Here is a 13,553-nt window from a genome sequence, read left to right as displayed (position 1 = left end):
TCATCCCCTCTATCAAAGTTTTGGATTATCATAAACTTTTTGGGAGGCAATGTCAAGAGAAAGTGTGGCGGGGCGCTGTTTGAGCCGCCTCCGTCCGGGGTCCTCACAAAATTGCTTTCCGTGCGGGGCCTATAGCAGCTTTTGGTAGCCCACCCAGCGCAGGACGCAATCGAAAGCGGTTTTATAGTGGCGGGAAAACACCAGGCGAAACTCTCCCGCATAAATGGCCAGCCGTCCGTTGAACCCAGTCTTAAAGTGGTACACCCCATAGTTGGGGTGCTCGGGGTCATACCAATAGGGTACGCCTTGAAAATCATATACATCGCAGCCGGACTGTGCCGCCCAGCGGATCATCTCCCACTGCATCAGATAGTTGGGCATCACCTCCCGGTGGCTGGCGGTAGAGGCCCCATACACATAACTGGTTACGCCGCCATACTGCACACAGAGTGCGCCCGAAAGAGCCTGCCCCTGGTATTCACACAGGTATAGCCGGCAGTGGGGCCCCAGGGCGTCCATCATTCGGGCAAAGTATTCCAGAGAACGCATCTGGAAACCGTCCCGGGTGCGGGTTTCCTCCATCAGCCGGTGAAAATCCCGCAGACGCTCCTTGCCGTATACCCGGCAGGTCACCCCTTTGCGCTGGGCCAGACGGATATTGTACCGGCATTTGCTCTTAAAGGAGCGCATCAGCTCTTCCTCGCTGCGGCCGTTTAGCTCTAAAATATAGTTACTCCTGCACTGTATGGTAGCGTCGTCTGGCTGCCAGGGGACAAAAGAACACCCCGCCGCCCGCAGAGAAAAGACCTTTTCACTTTCCGCCTCCTCAATAGGCGGATCCATTTTGCAGGAGTAGGCCTTGTATTTATGAGAGAGCTCCTCCAGCCCCAGCATCAGGTCCCGAAAGGCACGGGCGTCTTGAAAGTCCCACACCGGGCCCCTGGGGGCGTAAAGAAAGGACTTGAAGGGAGGCGGAAACTTTTTTATCAGAACCAGGCAGGTGGCGCGTATCTTCCCCTCCCTGTCTCGGGAGATCACCGCCTCATGGCGCCATCCCCGCTTCACTCCCGCCCAGCGCACCGACTGCATAAAACTGCCGCCACGGCTTTGTACAAAGGCCTCGTATTCCTCCACAGCGTCATAATTTGTAAAATCCAGAAATTCCATACCATTCTCCTTCTTTCAGATGCTTCCACCTATTAGAAGCCCCAAAAAAAGAAATGGTAACCAAAAAAATGTAATCATTCTGTAAAACTTGATCTGAGAAGAGCCTGCTTGGGCCTGGACCGGGCTATAGTAAGGCATTTTGCCACGCCTCTCCAAAAGAAAAAAGCGGCAGGGGTATCCCGCCGCTTTTTGCGGTTTGGCCGCTATCTGCTGGTTACTGTCTCCTTCTTCAGGCTCTCTTTTATAGCCGTTACCCAGGCGTCCAGGGCACAGGCCAGGGCATATTGCTGCCGCAGCACCGCCATTCCCGCCTGGGGCGTCTGCCACACTCCAGATTTTTGGTTAAGGTTCTGTTCCAGCTCACCTTTCATTTCCCGAACGCCGCCCCGAATATTTTCCAAATACATGTTCTGTTCCTCTGGCGGGCGGTTTTCCAGGTTCACGATAACGGCGTTCAGGTCCAGGAACATCCGCACCGGTTTGCGGGAAATCTCCCCCATCAGCCGGTCCAGAGCCTTTTCCCCTTCCGGCGTAACGGTATACACCGCCTTTTCAGGCATTCTTCCCTCTTTCTCGCTGCGGCTGGCAATCAGCCCCTTGGCCTCCAGCTGCAATACTTTTTTGTAGATGGAAGGCGTACTGATCTTCACCCATTTAGAGATATTCTGATACTCCACCACCTTTTGGATGTCATAAGCCCCCATGGGCTTATTCTTCAGAATTCCCAGTACTACCAGATCGATGGCTGACATAATGATCCCTCTCTTTCATTTAGCCCGTGAACCGAATAGAAAGCTACCGCTTTCTTTACAAATACCTAATCGTTTACAGTCTCGTTTAGGTACAATGTATTTCTTATAACCAATAGTACTGTAATTCTATTGAATTGTCAAGAGGATTTAAAAAATTTTTCCTACAAAATCGGAGATTTTTTTTAAAAAACTCCTACACCCTCCATTTTTGACGGATATTGTTAGGTATCCCTCGAAAAAAGCAGCAAAAACAAAAAGAGGCCCGGCTTCTCCTGGGCCCCTTCTTGTTCATGCCATTTTTTATTACTTCATCTGTTCGTGCATCCCCTGGATGGAATGCTCCAGCTTGGCCTGGGTCTCTACCACGGGCTGGGTGTTGCCAAAGATGGTCTGCGGCATCTGCCGGGGCGCGGCCCATTTTACCGCGTTGGTAATCACCTTCTGAATCTCCGGCTGATGGTAAATGGGGAACACCTCGTGGCCTGGGCGGAAATAGAAGATCTTGCCCTTTCCCCTGTGGAAAGTGCAGCCGCTGCGGAACACCTCGCCGCCCTCGAACCAGCTGACAAATACCAGCTCGTCGGGCTGGGGAATTTCAAAGCGTTCTCCGTACATCTCCTCGTGGGGAATCATGATCTTCTCGTCCAGACCCTCCACAATGGGATGGGTGGGATCCATGACCCACAAAATCTCCTTCCCGCCATCCTCGCGCCATTTCAGCTTGCCGGTGTCCGTGCCGCAGACCTTGTGGAAGATCTTGGATCCATGGCCCGAGTGCAGCACAATTAGTCCCATGCCCTCCTGAATACGCTTATATACCCGGTCCACCACCTCGTCGCTCACCTTGTGGTGGGCCATATGGCCCCACCAAATCAACACCTCGGTGTTGTCCAGCACCTCTTGGGTCAAGCCGTGCTCGGGCTCGGGCAGGGTGGCTGTGCGCACCTCCATGCCGGCCTCCCGCAGAAAGTCCGCGATGCAGCCGTGGATGCCCTTGGGGTAAACCTCGCCCACTTCCTTAAAGGTCACTTCATGATAGTACTCGTTCCATACGGTTACTTTGATTGCCATTTGTAGATACCCCCAATTTTAAAATATTGCCGGGCTCCGCCGGGATCTCTATCTATATGAGAGCAAACGCAGGGACGCCAGCGTATACCAGCACTCCTCCAAGACCCCGGGTCCGCCCCTTTTCGACGTCCTTACAGCTCCACCCACCGGCCGTTCTCCGATGAGACCAGCACCGCGTCCACCGCGTGCTGATTCACCTGCCCGTCAAAGATGGTAGCTGCCAGGCCGTCCTCTTTGCCGTTGATAATATCCGCGAAAGACTGCATCTGGTTCACCTTGTACTTCTCGGGAATCGGCAGCTTGCTGTATACATGGGACTCCGCGCCCATCTGGCCGGTGCACACCTCAATCTCATCCCCGTTGTCGTGGTTATAGTCCAGTTTATAGACCAGGCCCCCCTGGCTGCCGTAGACCTCCATGGTCTGGAAGTTCCCCCGGCCAAAGCCATAGCGGGTAATGCGGAAAGTGGCTGCTATGCCGTCCTCCATCTCCGCCATGTAGTTGGAAAAGTCATCCACGTCTACCGGGCCCATGGTGCCATCGGGCTTTTTCCGCTCATGGACAAAGGTGCCTGTGTGGCTGACCAGCCGCTTATACTCTTTGCCAGTGACAAACCGCACTAGGTCCAGGGCATGGCTGCCTAGGTCCCCCAGAGCGCCGGAGCCAGTAAGCGCTTTCTGGAAGCGCCACACCAGAGGCGTCTCACACAAAGGCAGGCCCCAGGCCTGGTAATACTGCATATCCACGTGGTACACCTGGCCGATGAGCCCCCGGGCAATCAGGTCCTTGGCATAACGGGCCGCGGCCATAAACCGGTAAGAGAAGCACACCATGTTCTTTACGCCCTTCTCCTTGGCGGCCTGGGCCAGGGCGTCTGCCTCTTGGCTGTTCAAGGTAATGGGCTTTTCCACAGCAAAGGGCTTGCCCGCCTCTACCGCGGCCATCGCCACCGGGAAGTGCACGTTGTTAGGGGTGGAGATGTCCACCGCGTCCACGTCCGGGCAGTTGATCAGGTCATGGTAGTCGGTAAAGCAGTGGGCCTGGTCAATGCCGTAGGTCTCCTGGGCATAGCGCAGGGCCGCGGGATCAATGTCGCAGACCGCCGCCAGCTCCAGGTCGGGGCTGTTCTTGATTCCGGGAAGGTGCACCCCGCGGGAGATCCCGCCAATGCCAACGCTCCCCACACGAATAACTGACATAATACTTACCTCCAAACATTTTTTTCCATATTATAAAATCGTTACCTTCCGATAGATCCGGCCCCTGGGGGCTTTGTTCTTACCCCAGCTTCAAGAGCTCCCGGTCCAGCCCGCCCCCTTCTTTTACAAACAGCGGGATGGTATCCAGGGGCGCTTCGCAGCTTATGCTCTGCCCGCCCTCAAAAGCCTCGCCGGTTTCCACCCGCACCCACCGGGCGCCCTTGGGTAGATACACCTGCCGCTGGGTCTGCCCCGCGTGGGTAACGGGAGACACCAGAATGTCCGGACCAAACAGGTACTGGTCCCGCACCTGCCAGCAGGCCTCATCTCCAGGATAGTCCACAAATAGGGGCCGCATGGGCGGTACGCCTTTCTGGTGGCAAAGAGCCATCTGCTCCTTGATATAAGGACGGATTCGTTCGCGCATATGGAGATACTTGGTCAAGATGCCCAGGGCCTCCTCCCCGTAGCTCCACACCTCATTGCCGGCGGGCTGGGGCTCGGCGCTGTATCCCATACCCTCCTGCTGGCCGTCCTTCTGCTTCTTCACCCGGGCCCCATGCAGCCGGAACACTGGGCAGAACACCCCATACTGGAACCAGCGGATCAGCAGCTCTCTAAAGGCCGGGTCGTCCGGGTCGCCAAAGTCAAAGCCTCCAATGTCCGTGGTCCACCAGGGAATGCCCGCCACGGCCATGTGCAGGCCCGCCACCATCTGGCGGCGCATACTGTGGAAGCTGGACACAATGTCCCCGGACCAAACCAGGGTGCCAATGCTCTGGCTGCCCGCCCAGGCGCTGCGCTCCAGCAGAATGATGTCCTTCTCTCCCTGGGCCTTCAGGCCGTCATACACGGTCTTTCCGTAGTAGTAGGGGTAGATGTTGCCCACCTCCAGGCTGCTGCCCAGGTGGTAGCGCAGGTTGTCAAAGTGGTAGGGAATGGTCTCCGGCTCGGCGGCGTCCAGCCAGTAGCATTTGATGCCCCGGTCGTAGTAGCCCTTCTTGATCTTATTCCACACAAACTCCCGGGCCCCGGGGTGGGTGGCGTCGTAAAACACCTCGTAGCCGCCGCACTCGATCTGGGTGCGGTTGCCCCGGTCCGTGTGCACCAAATAGCCTTTTTCCATCATTTCCGGGTAGTTGGGGCTCTGGGGGTCCACCGTGGGCCACACGGAAACCATCAGCTTCACGCCCATTTCCTCCAGCTCCTGGTTCATGGCAGCGGGGTCGGGCCAGCATTCGGGGTCAAAGTCCCAGACGCCCTGGTTGGGCCAGTGGAAGAAGTCTATGATGATCACCGAGAGGGGCAGGCCCCGGCGCTTGTACTCTCTGGCCACACTTAGCAGCTCCTCCTGGGTGCGGTAGCGCAGTTTGCACTGCCAAAAACCCGTGGCGAAGTCCGGCATTACGGCCGGCATTCCGGTGGCTGCCAAATACTGGCTGATGATCTGCTGGGGCCCGTCCCCGGCGGTGATAAAGTAGTCCAACTGGGGAGAGGACTGGGCGTGCCAGTCGGTGCGGTTGGTGCCAAAGGTGGCCTGGCCAATGGCTGGGTTGTTCCAGAAGAAGCCATAGTTCTTGCTGGAAAGCACAAAGGGCACACTGACCTGGGAGTTCCGCTGGGCCAGCTCCAGGGTGGCCCCTTTCAGGTTAAAGGTCTCCTGTTGATACTGGCCCATGCCGTACAGCTTTTCGTCAGGGTCAGACTCAAAGTGCACGGTGATAGACTGGTCGGGGCCGCGCATGGGGGTATACTCCCGGGCGGTAATCATGAAGGGGCTGAAGTTGGTGCCCCGCATACTGCGGTCCCGCTTAAACTCCTGCAAAAGCGCCTGGCCGTCCTTGCCGTAGAAGGTCAGGCGTCCGTTTTTCTCAATCTTGGCGGAGATTCCGCCGTTTTTCAGCACCAGCGCGCCGTTTTCTTCCCCAGCGGCCGCGTCCGTGGGTGGGGCGGGCAGCAGGGCCCAGGAGAGGCTTTGGTCGATGTCTCCCATGCGCACCCCCCGCACCCGCAGGCTGTTTGGGCCCCAGGGCTCCACACAGAGGGTTTCGCCATCATACTGGTAAAGGATCTTCTGTCCGTCGATTTTTAGCATTCCATTGACCACCTTTCGGTTATAGTGTTGGGGTATTTTCCGGCAAGGACCCGGGGCGAAGCGTTGGCCATGCCAGCTCTCAGTCCCTGCCAGGGGGCAAAGCCCCCTGGACTCCCGCAAGAGGAACTATCCCCTTGACCCCTTCTTACTGGCGTTCCTTTTTATCGCTTCTTTCCGTTAGCTGGCCGTCCTCCATCAGGCCCTTCCGTACCGGGCCCCTTACGTTCACCGCGCTGACCACGTACTCCGACAGCTTTCGGTACCCAGGCGCTACGCACTCGCAGCAGCCCTCATTCTTAAAATCCGCTGTCACCTCTTCCAGCAGCTGCTGGGCTCCCTTTGGGTCGGTCTTTCGCAGCACATACCACATCCAACCGCTGGCTGTGGCCCAGTAGGCTCCGTTCTGATACTCCCCAGGGGCCACCTCTATCAGCAGCTTCTGCCAGGGGGCTCCGTCCGGCAGATGGCTGGCCTGGCCTTTATAAAGGTACCGGCTCTGGTTCTCCGTCAGCCAGCGGGCCAAGCCCTGGCCCTTTTCTTCCTCCACAGGGAAGCCGCTATACAGCAGGAACGCGGCCCCCCACACGTCCGGCTGGTGGCAATCCAGCTCCGCCGCAAAATACAGCCCGGTCTCTGGGTCGTATAGCTGGTCAATGGCCCGTGTTACCCGCTGGGCCCGAGCCTCGTAGTCCGCCGCTTTCGCCTCGTCCTCTCCGCACCGGCGGATGAGCTCCGCCAGCTGCCGGCAGGCCCGCCAGTACAGCAGCGACTCGTAAAACAGCCGTCCGGTCTTGCAGACGGTGTCTGTAAAGCCGTAGGGCGAATGGGGCCGGGCGGGGTCGTTGTATACCAGGCCCTCCGGGCTTAGGGGCACACAGTCCATGCCCCGGGCCAGGGCTTTCACCCACCGGGCCAGCACCTGGGTTTCCACTGCCGCCAGCTGTAGGGTGCTGTAAACCGCGAACACCAGGAAAGGGGTGTTGTCCAGGTTGGCCTCCCCCACCGGCGAGCCCTTGGCCCCAGCGGCATACACCGGGCAGCCGTCGGCCTCCACCCGGTCGGGGATCCACCCGTCCTCCCGCTGGCCGGAAAGGATGAACTCAACGCAGGCCTCTAGCTGGCCGGGGGCAAACAGGTCCCCGCAGTATTCAGCCATATAGCCCAGGTCCCGCACCCACAGGGCGTCGTAGTTGGCCACGCCGTCCGGAGTAAACAGGACGGTACCGTCCACAGCCGTTTTTTTGCAGCCCTCCAAAAGCTGCCGTGAAAGCTCTGTTAGATATTGATAATATTGGTTCATGGGACGATTACGCCTTTCTATGTTTGAAATTTTGTAACCCATTATACCGCGTGTTTTCGGGAAAGTAAATAGAAATTTTGAAACAGTTTTTTACTTTTAGGTGATTGGTTTTTACTGTTTATAAAACCTTCTCTCCTGTATAGCAATACCGCACAAAGAAGCCAAAAAATCTCTTTGTGCGGCACTGTTGCAGCGGTGGCTCGGCTTTTTCTGTCCACGCCCCGCTTTTAAATCTGTTTAGACTGGGACTGGTTTTGAAACATCGAAAGCGCCGTCTTTTCGCCCATTCAGCGGCCATCTTCCCCGTGGGAAATTCTCGTCAACCGCCAAGAGCAGCCGGCTACAGCGGCTCTTCTCCCGGAATAATGGCCGCTTTGGGTCAGCATTTCGCCATTTCTTCTGTTTTCCAAACAAGCCCAAAATTTCGCAATAGAAGTTTTTACGCCAACCGTAAAAAAACTTATCCCTTAATGCCACTCATGGCAATGCCCTGCACAAAGTATTTCTGAGCGCACAGGTACGCCACCAGAATAGGCACCACAGAGAGCACCGAGCCCGCCATCACCAGGTTCCACTGGGTGGTATAGATGCCCCGGAAGAAAGCAATGCCCAGAGTCATGGTAAACTTTTCGGGGGTGTTCAAATAGATTAGGGGCCCAAGGTAGTCGTTCCAGGTGTTCATCAGGGTGAACACGCCCAGGGTCAGCATGGCCGGCACCACCAGGGGCAGCATAATGCGCCAGTAGGTGGTAAAGGGGTTGCAGCCGTCTATCTCGGCGGCCTCCTCCAGCTCCTTAGGCAGGGACATAAAGAACTGCCGCAGCAGGAACACGCCAAAGGCAGAGAAGAAAGCCGGCAGAATGAGCGCCAGGTGGTTGTCTGTAAGGCCCACTTTCGCAAACATCAGGTAGGTGGGAATCATGGTAACCTGGCCGGGCACCATCAGGGTGGCGATGTAGAAGAAGAACATCACTGTGTTGCCCTTAAACTTGATACGGGCAAAGGAGTAGGCCGCCAGGCTGCTGAAAAACAGCTGGCCCAGCACCACGAAGATCACGATCTTGATGGTGTTCATCATAAACATGAACATAGGCTGCTCGGTAAAGAGTGTAACATAATTTATCCACTGGGGCTGCGCCGGAATCCACACGGGCGGAATCTTCACCGCCTCATACTGCTCCTTCAAAGAGGTAGACACCATCCAGAAAAACGGAAACAGCATAATCAGCGCAATGGCTACCAGCAGCACGTAAAGCAAAGTCCGCTTTACGTAAAAGGAGGTGGGCTTTTTCTTTCTGATCACTACGGCATTATTCGCCATGGAACTCACTTTCCTTTCTTCTATAATAATGACGACCCATTAGGATAAGTCCGCCCACTTCTTGGAGGAAATGTTCTGAATCAGCGATACGATAAACACCAGGACAAACAGCACATAGGCCGCGGCGCAGGCGTATCCCATCTTGTAGTAAGTAAAGCCGTAGCGGTACAGGTAGAAGCCCAGGGTTTTGGTGGCGTCCACGGGACCGCCCTGGGTCATGATGTTGATCTGGTCAAAGGTTTGCAAAGAGCCGATGAGGGCCATCAGGGTGACAAAGTAGGTGGTGGGGCCGATCATGGGCACAGTGATTTTAAAGAACTTCTGCACCGAGTTTGCCCCGTCGATGGTGGCCGCCTCGTAGATGTCCGTGGGCACGCCCTGCAGGCCGGCCAGGAAGATGGTCATATTATAGCCCAGGCCCTTCCAAATGCTCATGATGGCCACGGAGATCATGGCCACGTTGGTATCTGTCAGCCAGTGGACAGAGGGCAGGCCCAAAGCGTTGAGGATGATGTTGAACAGGCCGGCATTGTCCTCGTACAGCATGCTCCACACCAGAGAAACCGCCACCATGGAGGTGATGACCGGGATAAACACCGTGGTACGGAAGAACGCCATGCCCTTTACCGGCCGGTTCAGCAGTACGGCCAGAAGCAGGGCCAAAACAACCCCCGCCGGCACTGTTAGCACCGAGTACCACAGGGTATTGATCAAGGAAACGATAAACTGGTCGTCTTGGAAAAGGTCCACGTAGTTCTGTATGCCCACAAAGTCCATCTGAGAGATAATATCATAATTTGTCAGGCTGAAAAACAGGGCCATGACGATAGGGACCAGCATGAAAAGGAGAAAACCTAAGAAGTTGGGCAGGATGAACAGGTATCCCCAAAAGTTCCACCTGCGCTGCAGGGTTTTGCTTCGTTTGGTCTGTTCCATATGGGAAACCCCTCTCTTTGAAAATGGAAAGCGGGGGCGCTATCTCTCGCGCCTCGGGAGATAGCCGCCGCCCGCCCAGAGCCTGCTTAACAGAAGCGGCGGCTCTTCAACTTATCGGTTATGGTGATTTCTTTGAGTAATAGAGAGCCTTCGGGCGCACAGTCCGCACCCTACGGCAAGACCTTGGGGCGCTACCCCAAGCCCCGCAAGGTGCCTAACGCACCTTGACCGCGCTCTCTGGGTAACTCTCTGCCATTTTGCAAGAAATCCAATGTAGATAGGGCCTGGTTACTTATTGTCGGCCTCAATCAGCTTGTTCACGGCCTCGGCGGCTTTGTCCAGAGAAGCCTGGGCATCGTCGTTTTTGTCAAACATGTACGCCTGAATGTTCAGACCCATGGCGTCCTCGATCTGGGGCCAGGACGGGGTGAACGGACGGGTGTGAGAGGTCTCCATCTGGTCGGAGAACACCTGCAGGTACGCGCCATAGGTGGCGTCGTCCTTATAGAAGTCCGCGTAGTCGGGCTGAGGAGGAACGGTGATCCAGTTGGCCCAGAAGGTCTCCACAAAGTCCGTGCAGGTCAGGTGCACCAAATAATCATAGGCTTCCTGGGGGTACTTGGTGCTGCTGAAAATAGAGATGCCTTCGCCGCCTACCACGGTGGCGCTCTCCTTCTGCTTGGGCAGGGGGGCTACGCCGAACTTATCCTTAAACTCAGGGTCGCTAAGGAAGGTAGACAGGTTCCAGGGGCCGTCAATCACCATAGCGGTAGCGCCGGAGGTGAAGCGGTTTACGCCAGTGGGGGCCGCGTTCAGGGGCACGCTCTTATCCTCTTGAACCATGGCTTTCCAGAACTCCAGGGCTTCTACGCCCTCGGCGCTGTTCACGATGCACTGGGTGCGGTCCTCGTTCATGAACTCGCCGCCGTTCTGCCACAGGAAGGGCAGCCAGGTCCAGCAGTAGCCGCCGTTATCATTGTAGATGGGCAGGTCCAGGCCGTATACGTTGTTGCTGGTATCGGTCAGGGTCTTGGCCGCGTTGCGCAGGTCATCCCAGGTCCAGTCAGCGCTGGGCTCTTCCAGGCTGGCGTTCTTAAACAGCTCTTTGTTGTAGAACAGGGCCAGGTTGTTGGCAGTGATCCGCAAGCCATACACATCGTCCTTGTACACCAGGGTGTCCCACACCGAATCATAGAACTTATCCTTGTGCTCTTCCACGCCGTACTCTTTCAGGCCCAGCAGCTTGCCTTTAGCGGCCAGCTGGGTGCTCTGTACGCCGGCGTCCAGGAAGGTCATATCCGGGGCGGCGCCGCCAGCCAGGGTGGCCTGGATCTTGGTGCTGAAGGAATCGGAGGCCACGTCCGTGCAGGTGATCTTCACGCCGGTCTCCTCTTCCCACTTAATGGCGTCCTCTTTCACCTTGTCGGCACTGGCTTTTTCCCAGCCGTACAGCCAAATTTCCAGGCTGGCGTCAGACTTCGCGCCCGTATTGCTGGCCTCGCCGCCGGTGGAGCTGGTCTTAGAGCTATCCCCGCCTTTGCTGGCGGTCGAGGAGCCGCTGTCTCCGCCGCAGCCGGCCAGCGCGCCGATCATCAGTGTGCCCGCCAAAAGCAGGGCCGCTACCTTTTTCGCTTTCATGCTAGTTTTCATCCTTTCCAAAAACTTATGTTAGTCAATATAGCCTGACAAAGCTTATGCAATTATTCTAACTCGTATGGGGCATTTTGCACAGTGCATCAATTTCCGGGTTTGGTGCACGGTTTTTTACTTTTTCTGTTTTTCCTCTTGCCATTCGGTATTATGTTATGTTTTACTATTGATACAATCCGTTTTTCTGGGATATTGGTCTGAAAAACCTCTCTCTGCCAAGGCCGCGAAGGCCCAAAAAATTGCACAAAGGAGAATTCAAAAGCGAATGAAATCTTTTTTTATAAAAGGCAAAAGCTTTTGGAACCGGCTCACCGACCGGTTTATTATACAAAAAAAACTGCTGGTTACCCTGGTGCCCGTTACAGTGGTCAGTTTTTTAACCCTGCTCGTAACCACTTACTTTTTCTCTTTTCAGGAAAGCCAGCGGCTGGTAAACGTGCAGGCGGATATTACCGCAGACCAGCAGATCGGCCTGGTAGACAGCTATCTGCGCAAACTGCGCACCGAAACCGAGGTATTTATGTTCAGCGACAACGTACAGGAAAAGCTGAGTATTAGTAAAAGCAGCCTAAACCCCAACCAAGTGGAGAACCTGGAAACAGAATTTCAGCGGCTGATATACAATATCCTCATTGACTATGATATGAATATAGAGAGCATCACCATTAAAAACAGCTATGAGGACTACTATGTCTGGCGCATGGACAGCCGCCTGCGCTTTGGCGACCTTATCGCCCGGCTGAACCGCAACCAGGCCGCGGCCCGGCGGCTGGGCGGTGAAATGTACTTTACCTATGACAAACTTTCCAACGACCTGGTAACCCTGACCCGGCAGATCAAGGACCCGGTTTCCGACCAAGAGCTGGGGCTGATGATGGTGGACTTCAACCTGGGGGCACTGCGGCAGGTGTCCTACGCCCTTTCCGGCCGGGTGGAAACCGACCCCACCCTGGTGATTGTCAATCCCTTTGGCCAGCCCCTGCTGAACTACTCCACCCTTTCCAACGAGGCCATTGAGATGCTCTCTCCCCAAGAGCCGGTGCTGTATTTGGACGGCGTAAAGCTGCGGGTGTTCCACACCGTCTCCTCTCTGGGGGACTGGGACCTTTACCTGGTGCTGAACGAAAGCTTGCTGTACAGAAACGTATATAGTATATTTTATTTTCAGTCCGGCCTCACGCTGCTCTCCGTCCTTTTGGTGGTGCTGTGCATTTACCAGGTTTCCCGGGGCATTTCCCAGCAGTTCCACCAGTTCCAGCAAAAGCTGGGCCGGGTGAGCGACCCCAAGGCCAGCGAGCCTATTATCACCCAGACCAAAGACGAGTTCCGAGACCTGGCGGAGGTCTATAACCAGATGATGGCACGTATTGAAAATCTCATTGATACCGTGTATACTAAAGAACTGCGGCTAAAGGAGGCGGAGATCAAGGCTTTTCAAGCCCAGATCAACCCCCATTTTCTGTATAATACCCTTGACTGCATCAACGGCCTGGCCGAGGCCCGGCGGCTGGAGGACATCAAACAAACGGTCACCGCCCTGGCGGGCATAATGCGCATGAGTATTAAAGGGCCGGAAATTTTGCGGGTGCGGCAGGACCTGGGGTACCTGGACCAATACATGTACATCCAAAAGCTGCGCCACGGCGAAAAGCTGCTGTATATGGCCGAGCTTCCCCCGGAAATGCTGGACTTCTATATGCCAAAGCTCATCTTGCAGCCTTTGCTGGAAAACTCCATTCTTCACGGCTTTTCCGATACCCTGGGCAGCTGGATGCTGGGCCTGTTCGGCCAAGTGCAGGAGGACTGCCTGGTGTTCCAGGTAAAAGACAATGGCCAGGGCTTTCCCAAAGAGGTGGCGCGGGCTGTGAACCACAGCGTCATAATTCGGGAGGACGCGGTCTCTTTCAGCCGGGAGAGTATGGGCCTGCAAAATATCCAGGCGCGTATTCAGCTAAGCTATGGGGCCCAGTATGGCCTGCACATCACAAATCTGCCCAAAGGCGGCTCCTGCGTCACGGTAAAGCTGCCTAAGCTCACCGCCGGGGACCTGGCGCCTTAGGGC

Annotated in this window: 10 protein-coding genes; 1 reads left to right on the top strand and 9 read right to left on the bottom strand. The window is 55.9% G+C overall.

Going from position 1 to position 13,553, the window contains the following annotated elements; all coding sequences use genetic code 11:
- Positions 1-129: 129 nt before the first annotated feature.
- From U8U68_RS01360 to U8U68_RS01320, 9 genes are all read right to left on the bottom strand, one after another.
- Positions 130-1,167: a lipid II:glycine glycyltransferase FemX gene (locus tag U8U68_RS01360; protein WP_322199063.1), complete on the bottom strand. Its 1,038-nt coding sequence runs from the start codon at positions 1,165-1,167 to the stop codon at positions 130-132.
- A 203-nt stretch (positions 1,168-1,370) separates the two neighbouring features.
- Positions 1,371-1,919, bottom strand: a complete 549-nt coding sequence (locus tag U8U68_RS01355) for a PadR family transcriptional regulator (RefSeq protein WP_322199062.1) — start codon at positions 1,917-1,919, stop codon at positions 1,371-1,373.
- A 303-nt stretch (positions 1,920-2,222) separates the two neighbouring features.
- A complete protein-coding gene (locus U8U68_RS01350) occupies positions 2,223-2,990 on the bottom strand; it encodes a ThuA domain-containing protein (protein WP_322199061.1) in 768 nt (255 codons plus the stop codon).
- A gap of 131 nt (positions 2,991-3,121) precedes the next feature.
- The gene (locus U8U68_RS01345; protein ID WP_322199060.1) at positions 3,122-4,189 is read right to left on the bottom strand and encodes a Gfo/Idh/MocA family protein; all 1,068 of its coding nucleotides are present in this window, start codon (positions 4,187-4,189) and stop codon (positions 3,122-3,124) included.
- A 79-nt stretch (positions 4,190-4,268) separates the two neighbouring features.
- Positions 4,269-6,284, bottom strand: a complete 2,016-nt coding sequence (locus U8U68_RS01340; protein WP_322199059.1) for a glycoside hydrolase family 31 protein — start codon at positions 6,282-6,284, stop codon at positions 4,269-4,271.
- A 145-nt stretch (positions 6,285-6,429) separates the two neighbouring features.
- Entirely contained in the window at positions 6,430-7,584 is a 1,155-nt protein-coding gene (locus U8U68_RS01335) for a glucosidase family protein (RefSeq protein WP_322199058.1), read from the bottom strand.
- Positions 7,585-8,044: 460 nt separating this feature from the next.
- On the bottom strand, positions 8,045-8,905 hold the full coding sequence (locus tag U8U68_RS01330; RefSeq protein WP_322199057.1) for a carbohydrate ABC transporter permease: 861 nt from the start codon (positions 8,903-8,905) through the stop codon (positions 8,045-8,047).
- A gap of 39 nt (positions 8,906-8,944) precedes the next feature.
- Positions 8,945-9,841 carry a carbohydrate ABC transporter permease gene (locus tag U8U68_RS01325; protein WP_322199056.1) on the bottom strand — a complete coding sequence of 299 codons (897 nt, stop codon included), beginning with the start codon at positions 9,839-9,841 and terminating at the stop codon, positions 8,945-8,947.
- A 288-nt stretch (positions 9,842-10,129) separates the two neighbouring features.
- Entirely contained in the window at positions 10,130-11,479 is a 1,350-nt protein-coding gene (locus tag U8U68_RS01320; RefSeq protein WP_322199055.1) for an ABC transporter substrate-binding protein, read from the bottom strand.
- A gap of 277 nt (positions 11,480-11,756) precedes the next feature.
- Between U8U68_RS01320 and U8U68_RS01315 the strand changes: the two genes are divergently transcribed.
- Complete coding sequence (locus U8U68_RS01315) at positions 11,757-13,550, top strand: sensor histidine kinase (RefSeq protein ID WP_322199054.1); 1,794 nt, start codon at positions 11,757-11,759, stop codon at positions 13,548-13,550.
- Positions 13,551-13,553 lie beyond the last annotated feature (3 nt).

The organism is Acutalibacter intestini, from assembly GCF_034334985.1.
GTDB classification, from domain to species: domain Bacteria; phylum Bacillota; class Clostridia; order Oscillospirales; family Acutalibacteraceae; genus Acutalibacter; species Acutalibacter intestini.
This window is presented reverse-complemented; position numbering and strand designations above follow the sequence as displayed.

Coding starts and splice junctions, on each gene's coding strand:
- U8U68_RS01360 (WP_322199063.1), bottom strand. CDS start 1,167: ATGGAATTTCTGGATTTTACAAATTATGACGCTGTGGAGGAATACGAG.
- U8U68_RS01355 (WP_322199062.1), bottom strand. CDS start 1,919: ATGTCAGCCATCGATCTGGTAGTACTGGGAATTCTGAAGAATAAGCCC.
- U8U68_RS01350 (WP_322199061.1), bottom strand. CDS start 2,990: ATGGCAATCAAAGTAACCGTATGGAACGAGTACTATCATGAAGTGACC.
- U8U68_RS01345 (WP_322199060.1), bottom strand. CDS start 4,189: ATGTCAGTTATTCGTGTGGGGAGCGTTGGCATTGGCGGGATCTCCCGC.
- U8U68_RS01340 (WP_322199059.1), bottom strand. CDS start 6,284: ATGCTAAAAATCGACGGACAGAAGATCCTTTACCAGTATGATGGCGAA.
- U8U68_RS01335 (WP_322199058.1), bottom strand. CDS start 7,584: ATGAACCAATATTATCAATATCTAACAGAGCTTTCACGGCAGCTTTTG.
- U8U68_RS01330 (WP_322199057.1), bottom strand. CDS start 8,905: ATGGCGAATAATGCCGTAGTGATCAGAAAGAAAAAGCCCACCTCCTTT.
- U8U68_RS01325 (WP_322199056.1), bottom strand. CDS start 9,841: ATGGAACAGACCAAACGAAGCAAAACCCTGCAGCGCAGGTGGAACTTT.
- U8U68_RS01320 (WP_322199055.1), bottom strand. CDS start 11,479: ATGAAAGCGAAAAAGGTAGCGGCCCTGCTTTTGGCGGGCACACTGATG.
- U8U68_RS01315 (WP_322199054.1), top strand. CDS start 11,757: ATGAAATCTTTTTTTATAAAAGGCAAAAGCTTTTGGAACCGGCTCACC.